Source organism: Paenibacillus sp. T2-29 (assembly GCF_052921365.1).
On sequence record NZ_JBREVE010000003.1, the window covers coordinates 201409 to 219173 of the forward strand.

The following is a 17765-nucleotide window of genomic DNA, read 5'->3' on the forward strand; positions in this document are numbered from 1 at the left end:
CTTTTTTAAGCACATTAATTTAGTTGTTTAACGCTTAAAAACAGGAAAGCGTTAGTTTGTCGTGTTCGTATGATAGTCGATTATAACAACTAATGACTTCAAATGTAATATATAATTATCATTTTTGAGCGCAAAACCTATATTTTTTATGTAAAATAGAAATAGTATGCAAGGGTGATTTAAGTATAAAATCAAAGGACATATTCTTGATCTAACGAATGAATTTATAGTTAAAAGAAGGGTTGAGCATGAAAGATGTCAGTGCTTATTATCCGGTTGGTGGACGTGTTATTCTGCATGTGGATATGAACGCATTTTATTGTTCCGTTCATGCAGCGGAGGAGCCGGAAAAATATAAAGGATTGCCTACCGCAGTTGCAGGCAGCAGTGAGCTACGCAAAGGTGTAATTGTAACTTGCTCTTATGAAGCACGACGATTGGGCATTTCAACAGGGATGGTTGTTCAGCAGGCTCGTCGGATTTGTCCGCAGCTCATCATAATACAGCCTGATTTTCATTTATACCGTCGTTATTCCAAAGCATTTATGAGTATTGCTTACTCGTATACGCCTATGCTGGAAGCAACTTCAATTGATGAGTGTTATCTAGATATTTCCGGTTCCAAGCAGTTTGGAACACCTTTGGATATTGCCGAGGAGATTCAGCGTAGAGTAGAAGAAGAGCTAGGCTTGCCTTGCTCAATTGGGGTAGCACCCAACAAACTGCTAGCCAAAATGGCCTCTGATCTGAAAAAGCCACGCGGGATATCTGTTCTACGTTTGCGTGATGTACCCAACATTTTGTGGAACCTTCCATGTGGTCAATTGTTTGGTGTGGGCCGCAGAACAGCAGATAAGCTTCTACAAATGAACATTCGCACCATTGGTCAACTGGCTAAGGCAGATGAACACATGCTAGTTAGCATATTTGGGGTAACTGGTTCTTGGTTAAAATTGGCGGCAAACGGAATTAACCATTCTCAAGTCAGCACTGAACGGGAGCCGAACAAATCCATCGGTCACACAACCACTCTGCCTATGGATGTAGTAAAGTTGGAAGAAGCCCAAAGAGTACTGCTTAACATTAGTGATCAGGTAGCTCGGCGGCTTCGACGACAAGGGATGCTGGCAGGAGGTATCCAACTGACGATTCGGACCCCGGATATGAAGACCTTTACGCGTTCTCAAGTCAGGAGTACGCCTACGGAAAGTGCAGAAGACATATATAAGGAAGCTTGTGCATTGTATCGTCGCCATTGGGGAGAGGATAAGCCAGTGCGTTTGTTGGGGATTACGCTGCAACAGCTCATTCCAAAGGAGGAAGCGGCAGTTCAATTAGATCTATTTGAATACCAGGACCAGCCTAAAAAAGAAAGTTTACTGAAAACGATGGATGCGCTGCGCGATAAGTTTGGTGAAAATGCAATTTTGACTGCGGGGATGCTGGGAGATGATCCTTCAGTACTTCTTCGTAATTCCAAGCTGCGCGGAACTTCGCTGCAAAAAGACAATCTACCTACTCCAGAGTGAACTTAGGGGAGAATGATGGTCAGTATCAGTAACACACGTTATAAGCGTTTTTTGCATGAAGGATAAAGGAAAATAATTTGTAATAATTTTGGGTTTGTATTAATATGTGAATAGAATGCAAAAGCTGGTTTGTTCGATTGTATAGGAGGAAGAGAAAAGTTATGGCTAAATACACTTGGGTAGAAAAAGATACATGCATTGCTTGCGGAGCCTGCGGCGCTACAGCACCAGACATCTATGATTATGATGATGAAGGTTTGGCTGAAGTGATCTTTGAAGGGGATGCAAACCAAGGCATCAAGGCGATCTCAGAAGACCTGTTTGATGATATGCAGGATGCTTGTGACGGTTGCCCTACAGATTCCATCAAAGTTGCAGACGAACCGTTCAATAAAGAAGGTTAAGTGTAAGTTTTTTGGACAGGCATAGCACCGACAGTACCCTTCACCGTATAACGGTGAAAGCATGCTGACGGTGCTGTTTTTTTTTATGTGCTGTCCATCAGGCCCATTGTGACCGATATACATAATAGTAAGCATGCAAGATTACACGATCAGGAGGATCCGATGGACCATTCGCCTCATCTTAAATCGTATGTCAAAAAGCACCCTGATAATAAAATGGCCTGGTATTTACTCGGTAAAGAGTATGAAAGCAACGGTCAGGAAGGCAAAGCGAATTATTGCTTCAATCGTGCAGGAGAAGTGTTCGAAGCCTTTGAGCATAAACAGATTCCGGCAGACGTATGGATGGAATATCAGGATAAACTGGTTCAGATGTCCAAGGAGAAGGAGCGGAGAACCGCTCGAACACGTCATCTTTTAACTGCCTTAATGGTACTTCTGCTCATCTGGGTCCCTTCAGCCAATTCACCGAGCACTTCACCTGAGAGCGCATCCGTTCCATCCGGAACTGAGCATGCAGCGATTGATCATGTCGAAGTTGCGAAAGTGGCTAATGCAGATCCAAAGAAGAGGGCACAAAACGGTGAGCCTTATGCTGGTGGTGTGTTTACAGCTCAAGCCAGGCAAGGAAGTGGGGCTGGAACAGCGCTTACGGATATGTTGGCAAAGACGAGTCAAATGCCGTCCAAGACCACAGTGCTGGGCATGGAGCAGAGTGGGGCGTGGCTGATCTGGAGAGAAGGTATGAAGCCGTTACTTAGTGTACAGAACAAGGGAAACGGCGGATTAGCTATTCAGTCTTACGACGCCGCTGCATGTGCTTGCAAGCCGTCGGACAGTGAGAAACTCCGCATAACAGGTCTAAAATGGGCTGCCGGACAGGAAGAGCTGGCTGTGCTGAATAGCGCCATGCGCGCTTATCGTTCGCAGCATCAACGTCTTCCCCAGAGTCTTGAGGAACTGACCCGAGATTTTCCCAATAACACAATGTACGGTACGACTGACGGGATGAAGAAGGCTTTTACACCTATCCGTAATTTACTTGCTTCTCCAGCACAGGGAACAGGGAAGGCAGGAGATCAGAACGCTGACTCAGCGGCTGAAAGCAGTCTACTGCTGGCATCTTCATTGCACGGACGGCCTTTTCTGGAGCAACCGCTACGAATTGTGGTAGACAAATCCAAACACAGGCTATCATTGGTGAGCGGCAATATACTTATTCGCAATTATCCCATCGGTTTGGGCGGAGAAAGAACGCCGGAAGGGAAATTTGTGATTACCGATAAAGTCGTAAATCCGAACGGCAAATCCAACGGTGAGTTTGGCAGTCGTGGTATGCAACTGTCTGCAACAAATTATGCTATCCATGGTACGAACGAGCCCGAAAGTATCGGCAAAAATGAGTCGCTGGGTTGTGTCCGCATGGGGAAGGAAGACGTGGAGGAATTGTTTGCACTCGTACCTTCAGGTACGGAGGTGGTTATTGGTAACGGGGGACTGCCTGATCAAGTGCTTGTACCTAGTTCCCGATTTACGAGTGAGCCGCAGCACGACCAGACGAATCCCCACAAAACCTATCACTGGCTAAATTAACGTTTTGATGCCACTGCTACTTGTTGTTTAACGAGTTCCTGCTTGTGCTAAAACAATGACCAGAACAATCACAATGATGAGTAGAACAAAGCTGACGGCGGTCCAAACAATCGCTTTCTTGTTCACCTCATCCTTTTTCTTTTGCAGACTGGGCGGTTTGCGCTTGGTCTTCATATCAGCAATCCCTCTTTTCTTGCGGGCTAAGATCCTGTCTTACTATGTCCATTGTAAATGGTTTGATTATACATTTTCAATGACATCTCCATGACAACTGAATTGTTCTGATATTGGACCTCGCAAATTACTTTCTTTTTGGTATGGAAAAAGCTAAACTATTTTGTAGAGATGTTTTTTTAGGATTGTGCAAGGGCATAGAACGGAGTGGATGAATCGTGTTGTATCGAAGGATTGCGAAACCTGTTTTTTTCAAAATGAGTCCAGAGAGGGCCCATCATGTAGTCATTGACGGCTTAAAGCATGCGGGCTCACTTCCCGGTGGAGCAGCGACGTTGCGAGGGATGTATGGAGTCAAAGAAACGGAAGATCTTGCCGTTGATCTGTTTGGTATTCATTTTCCCAACCCGATTGGACTGGCTGCGGGACTGGATAAAAATGCTGAAGCGGTTGTCGGTTTTTCTTCCATCGGTTTTGGTTTTATGGAAGTAGGCACGGTGACACCTGTCGGACAGCCCGGCAATGATCAGCCCCGGTTGTTTCGACTGCCTCCCGATGAGGCATTAGTCAATCGGATGGGCTTTAACAATCTGGGTGCTGAGAGCATGGCCCAGCGTTTGGCTACCCTTAAACATCGACCTGTGCCGATTGCTGTTAATATCGGTAAAAATAAAGTAACGCCAAATGAAGATGCCCATAAGGACTATGAGAAATGTATTTCCGCACTGTATCCGTATGCGGACTTCTTTGTAGTAAACATTAGTTCGCCCAATACCCCGGATTTACGAAAACTCCAGCATGGCAGTGAACTGAAGTCGTTACTTGAAGCGGTTCGGGCAGAGATGGGAGTTCAGGCGACAAAGTATGGTAAAGCCAAGTCTGTACTGGTCAAAATTGCACCGGATGTATCGGACGAGGAATTGGAATATATGACGGATGCGATTGCGGCCAGCGGAGTGGATGGCATTATTGCGACGAACACGACGATATCCAGGACGGGTCTGACGCATCGAAATGCAAGTGAAACCGGAGGATTGAGTGGTAAGCCGCTACGTGACCGTTCCACAGAGGTCATTGGACGGGTATACCGCCAGACGGAAGGGAAGCTGCCTATTATTGGATCAGGCGGTATTTTTACCAGTCGTGATGCCTATGACAAAATTAAAGCAGGCGCTAGCCTGATTGAAATTTATACAGCATTGATTTACGAAGGGCCGGAAGTAAACCGGGCTATACATGCCGGTCTGCGTGAGCTGCTTCGAAAGGACGGCTTTAGACACATTACCGAGGCTGTTGGTGCAGCTCATAGATAAAAAAGTGTTGTCGGAAGAGACAGGAGGTACGGGGATGGACGGAAGAGACTGGGGAACATTTTTGCTGCCATACGATCAGGCGGTGGAGGAACTTAAGGTCAAGTTCAAAACAATGCGTGCGGAGCTGAAAAAGCGCGAGGAATACGCTCCTATCGAATTCGTAACTGGACGGGTTAAAAAAATATCCAGCATCCTCGATAAGGCGAAGAGATTGAAGGTTTCACCTGATCAGCTGGAGACGGGGATCGAGGATATTGCCGGCATTCGCATCATGTGTCAATTCGTAGAGGATATTCGGCGGGTAGCCGAATATATTCGAAGACGTAAGGATTTGACGGTATTGTATGAAAAGGACTATATCACCAATTATAAAGATAGCGGCTATCGCAGCTTTCATATGATTGTGGAGTACCCGGTTCAGACAGCAGTGGGGTTAAAAATTGTGCTGGCCGAAATTCAAATCCGTACGTTGGCTATGAATTTTTGGGCAACCATAGAGCATTCTCTTAGCTATAAGTATCGTGAGAGCTTGCCGGATGATATGCGGGCCCGGTTGAAAAAGGCGGCTGAGGCAGCCTTTGTGTTGGATAATGAAATGTCTTCCATCCGTCTTGAAATATTGGAAGCGCAGAAGAAGTTCGAGGATGAAGCCAATATCGTATCCAAAGTCCTAACAGGCATGCACCGTCTTTATTTCTACCATAAAATTAGTGAAACGATTGAGGCGCAGCGCAGATTTAATGAACTGTGGGAGCGGCACGACATGGAAGGAATCAAGCAGCTGCATGATGAGGTCAAGGAGATGCTGGAAGCTTCAACTAAGGAAGAAGACAGGGATGAGTTTTAAATGGTGAACCCTTCCTATGAACCGTTGTACGTAACTTATTTGGTATACTTCAATCGGGATCGGGATTACTTTGAATGTCATGAGGTACTGGAAGAGCTGTGGCTTAAGCTGGACCGAGACCCTGTATATAAAGGTTTACTGCAAATTGCTGTAGGACTGTATCATTTTCGCAATGGTAACTATCGTGGTGGATACATGATGCTGGACAGTGCGGTACATAGGCTGGAGCATGCTGCTTCGCACGCGCTGGGCATTAATATGGCGAAGCTGGTAGATGAGGCGCGCGCTTGCGCTCGGCAGCTTGCTGAAGCTGTTATGGAAGGTTCGGAAGAGCTTCAACGTCAACCGCCGGTTTATCGGGATTTGACGATTGAAATTGTCGAGCCCGGACTGCGTCAGGCCGTGGAGAAGGCATCATCGTCCGTTCCAGTCAATATCCCTCAGCAGAGAGGTCCTCGGCGTGGGGAAAAGCATGAGCAGCGTCAGCAGGCGCTGGAAGCTTCGATTAGGCGAAGACAGGCCGCTGGGAGCTTACGCTCAGCTACAGTGGAGACGAAGGATGCGCCTTGATGTTGTAGCGCATAATAAACGAGCAGCCCGATCCGTTTTATAGGGATCGGGCTGCTTTATCATTGTCAGGTGTGAGGACATTTGTCTAAGAGGTTACGTTCTTTTTATATTTCTCAAAGAAGGCTTTGAAATCGTCGAGTGTGTATCCGTTGTCTGAAGGACTTTCCTTCAATCCACCTACCATACGTTCCTTTTCCACGCCTTTTTCGTAATAAACAAGCGTAGGTGTATACTCAATCTTGTACTTGTCCCAGCCAGCCTCATACTCACGCAGGTTAAATTCGTGCATCGTAATGTTCTCCTGCTTGCTCAAAGGCATGAGCTTAGGAGTGGTGGCACGGCAGTGAACACAGTCAGACGCGAAATGATAGACGAAAAAGCTTTCCTTTTTGTCAATTTTACTTTGTAGATCTTCTGGCTTAATAATTTGCTGATAGTTCGGATCGTTTAGCAGTTCCTGGGTAGTAGGACTTAACGAGGCTGTGGAAACGCCGTACAGCTTGTTTTTAGTGCCTGAGTTTAAAGCGAGCAGCACTCCAAGCAAAATGATAAGCACAACAAAAAAGCCAATGACAGGTATAAGCTTTTTTTTGTTGGATTTTTGTGCGTTCAATGGAATCTCTCCTATCAAAATCTAAAATATGTAACTATGAACCTCATTATTATACAACATTACAGCTTGTAGTGAAAGTTTGTAAATCACACAGATATTGCCGGCTAACAGGTTGATTATGGTACAATAAAATTTATTTTAACAGGACAGGATGATTACGATTATGGGTGTACAGCTCCCCACAGCATTTGTAAAGCGCATGGAGCAACTGCTCGGCGATGAATTTGAGGCTTTTATGGCTGCCTATGACCACACGCCCCATGCGGGGATTCGTGTCAACACATTAAAAATTCCAGTAGAGGACTTTAAGGAACGTCCTCCGTTCGAACTGCGGCCGATTCCGTGGTGCGCCACAGGTTTTTACATTCCGCACGGTACTAAGCCTGGACTTCACCCCTACTATCATGCTGGGTTGTACTATGTTCAGGAACCGAGTGCCATGTCTCCAGTTGAACTGCTCAATGTAGCTCAGGGGGAAGCTGTTTTGGACTTGTGCGCTGCACCGGGAGGGAAATCAACCCAAATCGCAGCCAAACTGCAAGGAAGCGGCATACTGGTGACCAATGATATTAGCGCCGATCGAACCAAGGCGTTGGCTAAAAATGTGGAATTGTACGGTGTGCGCAATGCCGTGGTATTGAATGAGAGCCCTGATCGTATCGCAGATGCTTTTCCTCATTTTTTTAACAAGATTTTAATTGACGCACCTTGTTCGGGAGAAGGCATGTTCCGTAAGGATGAGGATATGGCCAAACAATGGGAGACACACTCGGTGGAAAAATGTGTGGTCATGCAACGGGACATTTTGCGTGTAGCGGCCTCAATGCTGAGCGATGGGGGAAGAATTGTCTATTCGACCTGCACCTTTGCCCCGGAGGAGAATGAAGGAATGATTGCGGAATTTCTGGATGCTCATCCCGATTTTAACGTAGTCCCTGTTCCTTCGGAAGCAGGCTTTGCACCAGGCCACCCGGAATGGATGAACGAAGAGATTGCATCGGCACATCCCGAACTGCGGGGTACAGCACGCCTCTGGCCGCATCTTGTAGAGGGGGAGGGCCATTTTATCGCTGTATTGCAGCATCAGGGTGGTGCTCGTGTGGCCTCGACAGCAGATCACACTGTATCGGGGGATATGGTTCCGTTTTCGAACAAGAATGACAGAGTATTAAACATAGAAGCAGCATATCCGCAGAAGAAGCAACATTTGCCCGTCAAGGAAGCGCTACTCCCAAGTGGCCAAGGAAGGCGCACGACTGATGAGCCTAAACGAACCGGAAAAGGAATGGGCGGAAAGTTAGCCAAAGGAAAGAACACGCGCGGCTTTGATGGCAGCAAGTCACGTATGGGCAAAGAAAATGTGAAATCTGCCGCACGCTCCCCGCATGATGTGCTGGAGTCCTATCACCAATTTGTTCAGGAGCAGCTGGAGGTTTCATTTGCAGGCTACACGGTGGTCTACGGAGATCGCATTTATCAGTCGCCGCTGGCATCACATCGTTTGGACGGCCTTAAGGTGGTACGTCCGGGCTGGTTTATGGGAACCGATAAGAATGGTCGTTTTGTACCTTCACATCCGCTGGCGGTGGCTTTACGCCCTTCTGAGGCGGTTAGGAGCATCAACCTTTCCAGTTCGGATGCTGAAGCCATCCGGTATTTAAAAGGTGAAACCTTGTCCATCCCTGTTGAGAGAATAGAGCTTCGAAATGAAGTCCAACCCAAAGGCTTTACTCTCGTGTGTATTGATGGTTATTCGGCCGGGTGGGGCAAATGGCAGGACGGCATGCTTAAAAATGAATATCCTACAGGCTGGAGGTGGACATCGGTATGAGTGGAAAAGGAAGACAAACTCAGCGTTTGGACAAAATTTTAACCCATATGGGATATGGTTCCCGTAGTGATATCAAGAAACAGGTAAAGCAAGGTATGATCACGGTAAACGGACGGACCATCAAAGATAGCGGCTTACAGGTTCATCCATACCAAGACCAAATTGAAGTGAACGGAGAACTGGTTGTATTTCGGGAGTTTATTTACATCATGCTGCACAAGCCTCCAGGTGTCATATCCGCAACCGAAGATACGAGGGAACGGACGGTGCTGGATTTGCTGAGTGCGGAGGAACGACATTTTGAGCCTTTTCCAGTAGGGAGGCTAGATAAAGATACAGAAGGCTTATTGCTGTTGACCAACGACGGCAAGCTGGCGCACGAACTACTGTCTCCACGGCGTCATGTCCCCAAAACGTATGAAGCTACGGTGTCGGGGCATGTCACGGAGGAGGATATTCTTCAATTTACAGCAGGAGTGGAACTGGACGATGGGTATGTCACCCTACCCGCGCAGTTGACGATTCTTCGGCATGAACAGCCGCATCAGGCAGATGGAGAAGTCACTTCCTATATTTCGCTCGTAATCCATGAGGGTAAGTTTCACCAAGTGAAGCGCATGTTCGAGGCGGTTGGTAAAAAGGTGACCTACTTGAAAAGAACAGCCATGGGGCCATTGAAGCTGGATGATCAGCTTCCACTGGGCAGCTATCGAGAGCTGACTAGCGAAGAACTGGCCTCGATCGGCCGTGATATAGCATCCGCAACTTCAGAAGTTTAATGAAGAGATTAAATACAAATGACGCACAGGCTCGTATGAGATTCCTGTGCGTCATTTTATGATATAGACAACCAGACAGAGCAGTATTCATAGGCAGTCTTTGATAACGAATCGAATTGCGAATTATTGTGCGCGTGCTGCCCGACTCTGCTTCACTTCCGCTGCCTTATAAGCTGTAACCTTGTTTTTGCCTGTCGTTTTGGATATGTACATGGCTTGATCGGCCTGTTTGACGAGTTCATCCGGGTTTATTTCCTTCTTCACAGTACTGTGTCCCACACTGATAGTGACGATGCTTTCCTCAGCGACACGTTCGCGGATTCGTTCTGCGACCTGCGCCACCTTGGCCCGCCGATCCACAACCATTGCAACCAGTTCCTCGCCACCGTATCGTCCGGTCAGCCCGATTTCATCCAGTTCCTCCTCCATAATTTGTGCGACCTGCTTGAGAACCTCATCCGCACGAGCATGGCCCTGCGTATCATTCAGCTTTTTAAAATTGTCAATATCGCAAAAAATGACCGACACGCGGATTCCCTGGTCCATATATCTCCGTAATCTTCCCGAAAAATATTTACGGTTATACAGCCCTGTGAGGCCATCGGTGATGGAAGAACGATAAATCCTTTGGAGTAGCTCCACAATCCGTTCAAACAGAATGATGAATAACGTAGTGTAGTACAACAATGGTAAAAATGACATCCACAGGACTGTGCTTGACCCGTTTGCTTCTTCAGGGATGTCATTTTGCAGCCAGAGAAAACCAAGCCAGAGCGAATAAGTGAATAAGCCTGCTATAAATTTCTTTGGCTGTCCGATCCGTGGGGTGATGAACAGAAGGCTTAATATAAGCACCAACACTCGATAAAACAGAGTGAATCCAACCAATTTCACTGAGCTGATCCAAGTGGGCAACAAACCTAAAGTCCAAGCCATTACCGGCAGCGTTAATAACGCAGCCAGCAACAGCAAGGCCCATTTTTCCACACGCTTTAGTTTTCGGTACAGCTGAAATACAGCGGCATTGATGAGCAAGAAGGCAAACGCCTCCAGCGCATTTTTCCACACGATTCCCTGCAGTTGCATTTGGCCGCCGCCTGCCGAATAGAGATTCATCGCTTCATATGTCATAATAAAAATAGCGGCAACCGAAAAAAGGATATAGGCTTTTTTTCGTTGTCTGCTATATATGATCACGCACATTAGCGCCATCATGAGTATAATATACAAACCGCAGGCTGCACTTATGACCCCGGCCAGAGATGGGGAGCCTAAGGTTCCCAATAAGGACAACAACGTCAACATCACCGACTCCATTTGTAAAATTAATCTATCTATTGAACGGACGATATCGTTCCGATACAATAGACAGGATTTATTGCAGTTAAAATGTTATAATTTTCTTTTGTGCCTAACATTTATTCTCAATATATCATCTTTCAGAAAATCCGGAAACCTATACATATATCCTGTGTTCCGGGCAGTTTAATGCTTGAAAGGGGAAGCACTCATGAAATTGCTACAGGCTCTCTTTTTCCCACCCGAGCAACCGGGAGGCGTTTCATCCATGATTCCATATTTGCAAGAGCGATTTACGTCCCCCCGTTGGGAAATGGAGCTATTTTCAATCCCTAAACGGATTCGTAACAAGGGTAGGGACGAAGTAATCTTTGATACCTTCGACTGGACGAGATATGAGCAATATCCAATCGTTCAAAAATATATTCAGACGTACCGTGATTATTTGTGGTGGACTCGGCTTCGTATTCAGAAGCCCTTTGACCTTATTCATGCTCATCATCCGATTGCCGGGCTCGCTATGAAAAACGTATTTCCAGATATCCCGCTCGTACAGACGATTCACTCTTCCTATGAGAAGGAGTTAATTCTAAACGGGAAAATAGAGGAGAACGGGCCTGAACACCAATTCTTAGTGTCATTGTACCGAGAAATGGAGCATAAGGCGGATCGCCTGATAGCAGTATCGCAATCTTTTCAGCATTACTTAACACCTTATGTACAGCATCCGCAAGATGTTGTGGTTATTCCAAATGGATATGATGAGAAACGGTTTAAGCCCATTCCTCACGAAAATGAAGTGACACAGCTCATAACCGTTTGCCGACTTGTTCCCGCCAAAGGGCTTGATATTCTATTACAGGCTTGCGCTGAGCTGAAAAAAAGAAATCAGGAATTTGTACTCCATATCATTGGAGATGGTCCGATTCGACCTGAGCTGGAAGAGATGGCGCGACAGCTGGATATATACCATGAGACGATTTTTTATGGATATACTCTTCATCCTGAAGAGTTTATGCCTTTCTTTGATGTATTCGTATTGCCTTCGCGGGCGGAGGCCTTTGGCTCCGTATTTGCAGAAGCGGCGTTGAGCTGTCTGGCATTGGTAGGTACAGAAGTAGGGGGAATACCGGAGCAGATTGAGGATGGGGTAAATGGTCTGCTCGTGCCACCCGATAATCCGAAGGCACTGGCAGACGCATTAGAAAAGGTTATCGCTGACCCTGCCTATCGTTATGAACTGGCTAGATCTGCCTGCGACAAGGCTAAATCAAGCTATTCTTTAAGTCGTGCTGTTAACGAGCTGAAGAAAATGTATTTGAAATTTCCACACTAACCATGACGGGTATCACCTGGTTTGGAATCAGAATGCCGAAAGCTGGAACGAGGACGTGAGGAGCGGAAAGGTCTTCCGCGTCCTGCTAAGATCAGTTTACTAACCCACATTAGACTGAGCATTCCGAAAATAGGATAAAGAACAGATAACAGTGAGCTGAAGCCGAACTGACTGATTAAAAAACAGGTGAGCATAATGAATAATGTAATGAGCTTGGGCGAAATTTGGACATGCTGACGAATTTGTAGACTGACTCCATAAATGTCGGCTACAAAGGTACTGAAGATCTCCATGAAAATGAGTAGAATGTATATGATTTCAACAAGGGCGCCTAGACGGTAAGCGATGCTTCCCATAGGGATTTCAAATTGCTGAATGCCTGGCATTTGCGCTGACATGACAAAATGTGCAGCCATCAGCATAAAGCCAACACCAATTCCGCCCAATACACCGCCCCAGCGGATGGTTTTGCGGGAGAAAGTTTGACTGCCTAGAGGGACAAGCACGGCCTGAGCCATAGCCAGATTGAAGGACGTGTACAGGAGTGGAGAGATCCATGTTCGTAGCGCACTGTGGTCTGTTGTATTCGTGATAAAGCTTTGTGGATTGGGCATGGAAAGGGTGCTGTGAACGAGCAAAAGAGATATGGTGATCATCAGCGGGACAACAATGGTGTTCATATGCAAAATCGCTTTAATACCTTTATTCAGCAGCAAGTAAGTTCCGATTAATGTAATGAGCAGTCCTGTTTGGTAGTGTAGGTGAAGGTGCTCCACAAAAACAGAGCCAGCTCCTGCGAGCATAACGCTGTTCACGCCAATCAGCACAATAAGTGTGAATATGCTGATCCATTTTCCGGCATTGGCACCAAAAAGGTGCTTGTTCAGATCCTCGTAGGAGCGGGCTGAAATATCATGAGCAATCAGCATCATTTTCGTACCCAACCATACAAATACAAGTGTGGACAGCATAATGGTGATTGTAGCCCAACGTCCATATTGCGTAAAAAATTGTAATATTTCTTGTCCGGTAGCGAACCCGGCACCGACGATTGTACCAATGTATGTAAAAGCAATCTGAAAAACATGAATATTACGTTTCATTCCCAGTCCCCCCTTGCTTGCTTGAATAACGCTGCAGCGAGCATATAATACAAACTATGTTCAACTGAAATGGGACATGACTGGATGAGACTGAAAATAATTATACTGAATTTAATGAATAGCTTGACGGGAGCGTAATTTATGGGTCAAATCCTTGCATGGATACTGGAATACGGATATTTGGCGATGTTCGGCTTGCTTGCCCTTGGAGTAGCTGGTATGCCGATACCCGACGAAGTGCTAATGATCGCCTTTGGCGGGCTCGTGTCTCAAGGACACTACAACTTTATTGCCGCGCTGGCAGTCACATTTTTCGGTAGTATGACAGGCATGATGCTTAGCTACACATTGGGTCGCCTGCTGGGCAAGCCACTATTGCACCGATACGGTAAATGGGTGAGGCTTACGCCCTCCAGGATTGCCTCTTCCGAAAATTGGTTCGGGCGCTATGGTACCTGGGGAATTTTGTTCGGGTATTTTGTCCCCGGCTTGAGACACGTATCATCCTATCTGGCAGGCACAACCCGTCTAGGTGTTTTTCGCTATATCGGCTATGCATCGGCAGGAGCTTTGCTGTGGTGCGGTACATTTTTGGGGATCGGACATGCGGTGGGCATGCACTGGGAACAGGTGGCTAAGCTGATGGAGAAGGTGACGCACCAGGTAGGTTTGATCGTTATTCTTTTAATCGTTTTGGGAGGAATCATCGCATGGTTCTGGAACAAACGTAAAAAAAATATCACATGAACGCATGGAAAGCAGGCTATAGCTTGAAAGCGGCGGGTGAAGTATGGTACTTTTACCGCATAGGAATGCCGTGGGAGGTCATGGAATGGAAGTATTAAAGAAACGAATTTTAAATGAAGGCGTGATTGCGTCAGATCAGGTGCTAAAGCTGGATGGATTGCTTAATCATCAGGTTGATCCAGAGCTGACAATGGAAATGGGACGAGAGTTCGCGGCCCGTTTTCGGGAAGACAAAATCACCAGAGTAGTGACCGTGGAATCCTCAGGCATTGCCATCGGGTTTGCGACAGCGTTGGAGTTGGGTGTACCGTTGGTATTTGCTCGTCGTAAAAAGACTTTATTAGCTGATCCGGATGCGCTGTGTGAGCGTGTACCTTCGTTTACAAAAGGTATTGTCACAGATATTATGCTGTCTCGTCAATTTATTCATGAGCATGATCGTGTGTTGTTCATTGATGATATTATCGCTAATGGCGATGCGGCTCGAGGCATGGTTAAAATTATTCAACGCTCTGGAGCGGAGTTGATTGGATTCGGAGTTGCGGTTGAAAAAATGTTTCAGGCTGGAGCGAGAACCATCCGTGAGCAGGGCATCCGTGTAGAATCATTGGTTAAAATTTCGTCGTTGGCTGACGGTAAGATAGAGTTTGCTGAATAGTAACAATTCGAAACTCCGGATCCTTATTTCTAATAATAACCTTTGCATGAGCATCAATTTCGCTTATAATATATATAAGGTTTGGGAGAGGAGGCAGCAACATGGGGAATGAACAATTGACCGAACAGTTTTTTCTGGAAAAACTGGCAGCGGCTAAAGTGCATTTTGAACGCGCCTTGGATTGTAAGCATACGGAATTCGACGATTTGTATCCCTATATGATTGAACATCCTCAGTTTTTTTGGTATAAACGCTATGTGGCCTGGTCTGAGTTGTTGACATTGGTTAACCTATGCGAAGAATTGTCTTTCTCTTGGAAAGAAGAATTTACTGCTCACCAAGTGGAGTATGTAGAACAGCGAGTGTTGTCTGCACAAGTGCTGGACTTCTGGTACGAGAAGAACGATACAAAAGAACATGATCACAGTGTAAATCAGTCGGGATAATTTGTTGCTCTGTTGGCAATCCATATAAGTAGTAAGCGGAAGAGACCTAAATGATTCGTTTAGGTCTCTTTTTAAACTTTTTTCATGTATATAAAATTATGGCGTTGTGTTGAAAAAATGGACAAGGAGGGGGCATGGATGATAATGGACGAAGAATTGGATGCTTATCGACTTTCTGGTGAAAAGGTACGCGTCGTACGCGATGGATTGGAGTCCAATGATGTGGTTGGCATTGTACTGGCATGGGATGATGAACAGGTGCTTATTCGCCGCCAGAATCGACGTGTGGTCAAGTTGGATCGCAGCTATACATACCAGCCGTTCAGCGAGCCGCGTCACAATCCGATAGAACTGGATTAAGAAATGAGTTCTAATGGGGATTGGATAAAAAAACTGGGTGCTTCATTAGGCATACAGAAACTCTAAACCGGACACAGTAATGAAGCAAAACTCAACAGAGAGGGCGTGCTGTGTTAATGACGGTTATGGACGAAAAAGTACATGCATACAAGGATCAAATCAGCCATTTGGAAGATAAGTTACCCGAGGTAGTTCATGCCTATCATCGCTTTACCGGAGAATGCTTTCAAGCCGGCAGTTTAGATGAAAAAACCAAGCAACTGATTGCGCTAGGAATTGGCTTATTTGCCAACAATGAGGTGTGCACGTTTTATCATGTGAATGAGGCGCGTTCCAAAGGAGCCAGTGATCAGGAGATTATGGAAGCCGTTGCTGTAGCTGCTGCAGTTGGTGGAGGACATGCTCTAAGTCAAGGGGTTACACGTGTACAGAAGGCGCTACATTAAAACGAATCATCCATACAGATAACTCATATTCGAAATAGGGGAAATAGATTGATCTGAACAAATGATAGTGATGTTTATGGAAAGAAGCTTCCGAGCACAGTTAGTGCCTGCGGAAGCTTCTTTTTGCATGTAGTGCGGGGATTATGCTCTTTTGCTTGCAGCAAAAGCAGCAGGGCGAGGGGATTTATGCTTATAGGCAGAAGAGGATGCAATCCAACTTCGCCCAACAACGCGTAGGGGTTTGGGGGTTGAGTTATTGGGTAATTCGGGGCGATATTTCTCTGGCAAAGGTAGAGACGCCGTATGAGGCATAGAGGTAGGGAGCCCCAAATAAGCTCGCATTCGTTCATACATTTCTTTGCGCAATGCGGACATAGGCATACTGAACTGCTCTTTAACGCCTTTATATATATAGGTGGCGTGAACGCCGGAGTGGTTTTGTTGTATGTCTAGAACACGAACATGATACTTCTTAAATTCATGTTTAATTTCAGATAGCAGGATTCCGGTACGATCTATTCCTGCGTTAACCATTTCGACATAAAGATCAGGGGTTTTCAGCACGCCGCTTTCTTGAAGAATTAGGCTGTCACGCTCAAATACTTTTTGAATAAAGGTAAGGAGCAGATAACTTTTCACAAGAGAGCATGAATGCTGAGTAGTATCTGAAGAGATCATTACCATTCACCGCCTTAGGGAAATGTGATGATAATTCATAGTCATGGAAGTAAAGGAACCTTTGTTCCTAAGAACTTATGTTCTTATATTATCGTATTATTCCTTTTTTATCAAGAAGAAATAAAGAAAAACAAAAGATTTGACAACTTTATTTGAGCATGGTATGATCTATCTTGTCGCTAAGAAAGATTGATTCCTTCGAGATAGACGACAAATATATATGCGGTCGTGGCGGAATTGGCAGACGCGCACGGTTCAGGTCCGTGTGGGCTAACCCCCCGTGGAGGTTCGAGTCCTCTCGACCGCATCCATTTAGAAAAGGTTTATAGAATTGCTATTGTAGCAATTTTATAAACCTTTTCTTATGTTCGGAATTATTGCAGACTTCCAGCGAGGATTCCAATACAAGGGTTTGAACTTTATTCAAGTTCATAAGCAATTCTTTTATAAGTTTAATTTTTAAGATATGATAGAAGATAATGCATTTGTTGATGAAGCTAATGAAAGGTTGGATGAAAGATGGAGAAAGCAACTTTTGCAGGCGGATGCTTCTGGTGTATGGTGACTCCGTTCGAGGAGCAGCCGGGCATTTATAGTATTGTCTCAGGCTATACTGGAGGGACGATTTCCGATCCGACCTACGAACAGGTTAAAACAGGAACAACAGGGCACTATGAGGTGGTGCAGATTACGTTTGATCCTGAGCTGTTTCCTTATGAAAAGCTACTTGAATTGTATTGGCCGCAAACAGATCCTACCGACGGAGAAGGTCAGTTTCAGGACCGAGGCACACAATATAAGCCTGCAATTTTTTATCATACGGAGCAGCAACGAGAGCTTGCACAACAATCCAAGGAACAGTTGGCACAAAGCGGACGCTTTGATAAGCCAATTGTAACGGAGATTCTTCCGGCTGCAATTTTTTATCCGGCAGAGGATTATCATCAGGATTATCACAAGAAGAATGTGAAGCATTATAAGGAAGATCGAGCCCAATCCGGTCGTGATGAATTTATCGATAAAAACTGGTAAGCAGCTT

At 45.7% G+C, this 17765-nt stretch carries 20 protein-coding genes and 1 tRNA gene; 16 read left to right on the forward strand and 5 right to left on the reverse strand.

The annotated features are described in order from the left end of the window. The first annotated feature begins 248 nt into the window (after positions 1-248). The 3 genes from ACU1JV_RS10520 (at position 249) to ACU1JV_RS10530 (ending at position 3526) form a co-directional block, all read left to right on the forward strand. Positions 249-1529 (forward strand): DNA polymerase IV, encoded by a 1281-nt coding sequence (locus ACU1JV_RS10520; protein WP_337682334.1) that lies wholly within the window; start codon positions 249-251, stop codon positions 1527-1529. 161 nt (positions 1530-1690) lie between these two features. Then, complete coding sequence (locus ACU1JV_RS10525) at positions 1691-1933, forward strand: ferredoxin (RefSeq protein WP_013309730.1); 243 nt, start codon at positions 1691-1693, stop codon at positions 1931-1933. A gap of 162 nt (positions 1934-2095) precedes the next feature. After that, the gene (locus ACU1JV_RS10530; protein WP_413985920.1) at positions 2096-3526 is read left to right on the forward strand and encodes a L,D-transpeptidase; all 1431 of its coding nucleotides are present in this window, start codon (positions 2096-2098) and stop codon (positions 3524-3526) included. A 27-nt stretch (positions 3527-3553) separates the two neighbouring features. Here the strand turns inward: ACU1JV_RS10530 and ACU1JV_RS10535 are convergent, their stop codons facing one another. Then, complete coding sequence (locus ACU1JV_RS10535) at positions 3554-3700, reverse strand: hypothetical protein (RefSeq protein ID WP_013370508.1); 147 nt, start codon at positions 3698-3700, stop codon at positions 3554-3556. 218 nt (positions 3701-3918) lie between these two features. On the opposite strand from ACU1JV_RS10535, the gene ACU1JV_RS10540 reads away from it, so the two are divergent. The 3 genes from ACU1JV_RS10540 to ACU1JV_RS10550 are packed head-to-tail and all read left to right on the forward strand — an operon-like array spanning position 3919 to position 6430. Continuing rightward, positions 3919-5013, forward strand: a complete 1095-nt coding sequence (locus ACU1JV_RS10540) for a quinone-dependent dihydroorotate dehydrogenase (RefSeq protein WP_013370509.1) — start codon at positions 3919-3921, stop codon at positions 5011-5013. Positions 5014-5047: 34 nt separating this feature from the next. Beyond that, on the forward strand, positions 5048-5860 hold the full coding sequence (locus ACU1JV_RS10545; protein ID WP_413985921.1) for a GTP pyrophosphokinase: 813 nt from the start codon (positions 5048-5050) through the stop codon (positions 5858-5860). After that, on the forward strand, positions 5861-6430 hold the full coding sequence (locus ACU1JV_RS10550) for a DUF309 domain-containing protein (RefSeq protein WP_013370511.1): 570 nt from the start codon (positions 5861-5863) through the stop codon (positions 6428-6430). It abuts the gene before it with no gap. 85 nt (positions 6431-6515) lie between these two features. Here the strand turns inward: ACU1JV_RS10550 and ACU1JV_RS10555 are convergent, their stop codons facing one another. Continuing rightward, positions 6516-7043: a thioredoxin family protein gene (locus ACU1JV_RS10555; RefSeq protein WP_013370512.1), complete on the reverse strand. Its 528-nt coding sequence runs from the start codon at positions 7041-7043 to the stop codon at positions 6516-6518. A 163-nt stretch (positions 7044-7206) separates the two neighbouring features. On the opposite strand from ACU1JV_RS10555, the gene ACU1JV_RS10560 reads away from it, so the two are divergent. Together ACU1JV_RS10560 and ACU1JV_RS10565 are read left to right on the forward strand one after the other, a co-directional pair. Next, complete coding sequence (locus ACU1JV_RS10560) at positions 7207-8874, forward strand: RsmB/NOP family class I SAM-dependent RNA methyltransferase (protein WP_216975634.1); 1668 nt, start codon at positions 7207-7209, stop codon at positions 8872-8874. Next, positions 8871-9653, forward strand: a complete 783-nt coding sequence (locus ACU1JV_RS10565; RefSeq protein WP_126665738.1) for a pseudouridine synthase — start codon at positions 8871-8873, stop codon at positions 9651-9653. The genes ACU1JV_RS10560 and ACU1JV_RS10565 overlap by 4 nt, the downstream gene beginning before the upstream one ends. Positions 9654-9776: 123 nt before the next feature. On the opposite strand, the gene ACU1JV_RS10570 is transcribed toward ACU1JV_RS10565, so the two are convergent. Then, positions 9777-10958 (reverse strand): GGDEF domain-containing protein, encoded by a 1182-nt coding sequence (locus ACU1JV_RS10570; RefSeq protein WP_413985922.1) that lies wholly within the window; start codon positions 10956-10958, stop codon positions 9777-9779. Positions 10959-11163: 205 nt separating this feature from the next. Between ACU1JV_RS10570 and ACU1JV_RS10575 the strand changes: the two genes are divergently transcribed. Further along, the gene (locus tag ACU1JV_RS10575) at positions 11164-12288 is read left to right on the forward strand and encodes a glycosyltransferase family 4 protein (RefSeq protein ID WP_013370516.1); all 1125 of its coding nucleotides are present in this window, start codon (positions 11164-11166) and stop codon (positions 12286-12288) included. On the opposite strand, the gene ACU1JV_RS10580 is transcribed toward ACU1JV_RS10575, so the two are convergent. Then, the gene (locus tag ACU1JV_RS10580; RefSeq protein ID WP_013370517.1) at positions 12285-13391 is read right to left on the reverse strand and encodes a YkvI family membrane protein; all 1107 of its coding nucleotides are present in this window, start codon (positions 13389-13391) and stop codon (positions 12285-12287) included. The two genes, ACU1JV_RS10575 and ACU1JV_RS10580, sit on opposite strands and share 4 nt — an antisense overlap. Before the next feature lie 141 nt (positions 13392-13532). Between ACU1JV_RS10580 and ACU1JV_RS10585 the strand changes: the two genes are divergently transcribed. The 5 genes from ACU1JV_RS10585 to ACU1JV_RS10605 all read left to right on the forward strand — a co-directional run bounded on the left by ACU1JV_RS10585 (position 13533) and on the right by ACU1JV_RS10605 (position 16048). Beyond that, positions 13533-14138 (forward strand): DedA family protein, encoded by a 606-nt coding sequence (locus ACU1JV_RS10585; RefSeq protein ID WP_013370518.1) that lies wholly within the window; start codon positions 13533-13535, stop codon positions 14136-14138. Positions 14139-14223: 85 nt separating this feature from the next. Continuing rightward, positions 14224-14796 carry a xanthine phosphoribosyltransferase gene (locus ACU1JV_RS10590; protein ID WP_040101648.1) on the forward strand — a complete coding sequence of 191 codons (573 nt, stop codon included), beginning with the start codon at positions 14224-14226 and terminating at the stop codon, positions 14794-14796. Positions 14797-14897: 101 nt separating this feature from the next. Beyond that, on the forward strand, positions 14898-15242 hold the full coding sequence (locus tag ACU1JV_RS10595; RefSeq protein WP_013370520.1) for a hypothetical protein: 345 nt from the start codon (positions 14898-14900) through the stop codon (positions 15240-15242). A 138-nt stretch (positions 15243-15380) separates the two neighbouring features. Continuing rightward, positions 15381-15602, forward strand: a complete 222-nt coding sequence (locus ACU1JV_RS10600; RefSeq protein WP_014599639.1) for a hypothetical protein — start codon at positions 15381-15383, stop codon at positions 15600-15602. Positions 15603-15718: 116 nt separating this feature from the next. Then, entirely contained in the window at positions 15719-16048 is a 330-nt protein-coding gene (locus tag ACU1JV_RS10605; protein ID WP_013370522.1) for a carboxymuconolactone decarboxylase family protein, read from the forward strand. A gap of 141 nt (positions 16049-16189) precedes the next feature. On the opposite strand, the gene ACU1JV_RS10610 is transcribed toward ACU1JV_RS10605, so the two are convergent. Next, the gene (locus ACU1JV_RS10610) at positions 16190-16726 is read right to left on the reverse strand and encodes a hypothetical protein (RefSeq protein ID WP_413985923.1); all 537 of its coding nucleotides are present in this window, start codon (positions 16724-16726) and stop codon (positions 16190-16192) included. 222 nt (positions 16727-16948) lie between these two features. On the opposite strand from ACU1JV_RS10610, the gene ACU1JV_RS10615 reads away from it, so the two are divergent. Both ACU1JV_RS10615 and msrA read left to right on the forward strand, forming a co-directional pair. Continuing rightward, positions 16949-17033: transfer RNA gene (locus ACU1JV_RS10615), tRNA-Leu, on the forward strand. 212 nt (positions 17034-17245) lie between these two features. Beyond that, positions 17246-17758: a peptide-methionine (S)-S-oxide reductase MsrA gene (gene msrA, locus ACU1JV_RS10620; RefSeq protein WP_064963175.1), complete on the forward strand. Its 513-nt coding sequence runs from the start codon at positions 17246-17248 to the stop codon at positions 17756-17758. Positions 17759-17765 lie beyond the last annotated feature (7 nt).

Bases quoted from the DNA above. Each gene is read 5' to 3' on its own strand.
- ACU1JV_RS10605 (WP_013370522.1), top strand. From the start codon at position 15,719: ATGACGGTTATGGACGAAAAAGTACATGCATACAAGGATCAAATCAGC.
- ACU1JV_RS10590 (WP_040101648.1), top strand. From the start codon at position 14,224: ATGGAAGTATTAAAGAAACGAATTTTAAATGAAGGCGTGATTGCGTCA.
- ACU1JV_RS10580 (WP_013370517.1), bottom strand. From the start codon at position 13,391: ATGAAACGTAATATTCATGTTTTTCAGATTGCTTTTACATACATTGGT.
- ACU1JV_RS10570 (WP_413985922.1), bottom strand. From the start codon at position 10,958: ATGTTGACGTTGTTGTCCTTATTGGGAACCTTAGGCTCCCCATCTCTG.
- ACU1JV_RS10585 (WP_013370518.1), top strand. From the start codon at position 13,533: ATGGGTCAAATCCTTGCATGGATACTGGAATACGGATATTTGGCGATG.
- msrA (WP_064963175.1), top strand. From the start codon at position 17,246: ATGGAGAAAGCAACTTTTGCAGGCGGATGCTTCTGGTGTATGGTGACT.
- ACU1JV_RS10535 (WP_013370508.1), bottom strand. From the start codon at position 3,700: ATGAAGACCAAGCGCAAACCGCCCAGTCTGCAAAAGAAAAAGGATGAG.
- ACU1JV_RS10565 (WP_126665738.1), top strand. From the start codon at position 8,871: ATGAGTGGAAAAGGAAGACAAACTCAGCGTTTGGACAAAATTTTAACC.
- ACU1JV_RS10525 (WP_013309730.1), top strand. From the start codon at position 1,691: ATGGCTAAATACACTTGGGTAGAAAAAGATACATGCATTGCTTGCGGA.
- ACU1JV_RS10595 (WP_013370520.1), top strand. From the start codon at position 14,898: ATGGGGAATGAACAATTGACCGAACAGTTTTTTCTGGAAAAACTGGCA.
- ACU1JV_RS10520 (WP_337682334.1), top strand. From the start codon at position 249: ATGAAAGATGTCAGTGCTTATTATCCGGTTGGTGGACGTGTTATTCTG.
- ACU1JV_RS10610 (WP_413985923.1), bottom strand. From the start codon at position 16,726: ATGATCTCTTCAGATACTACTCAGCATTCATGCTCTCTTGTGAAAAGT.
- ACU1JV_RS10575 (WP_013370516.1), top strand. From the start codon at position 11,164: ATGAAATTGCTACAGGCTCTCTTTTTCCCACCCGAGCAACCGGGAGGC.
- ACU1JV_RS10550 (WP_013370511.1), top strand. From the start codon at position 5,861: ATGGTGAACCCTTCCTATGAACCGTTGTACGTAACTTATTTGGTATAC.
- ACU1JV_RS10530 (WP_413985920.1), top strand. From the start codon at position 2,096: ATGGACCATTCGCCTCATCTTAAATCGTATGTCAAAAAGCACCCTGAT.
- ACU1JV_RS10545 (WP_413985921.1), top strand. From the start codon at position 5,048: ATGGACGGAAGAGACTGGGGAACATTTTTGCTGCCATACGATCAGGCG.
- ACU1JV_RS10600 (WP_014599639.1), top strand. From the start codon at position 15,381: ATGATAATGGACGAAGAATTGGATGCTTATCGACTTTCTGGTGAAAAG.
- ACU1JV_RS10560 (WP_216975634.1), top strand. From the start codon at position 7,207: ATGGGTGTACAGCTCCCCACAGCATTTGTAAAGCGCATGGAGCAACTG.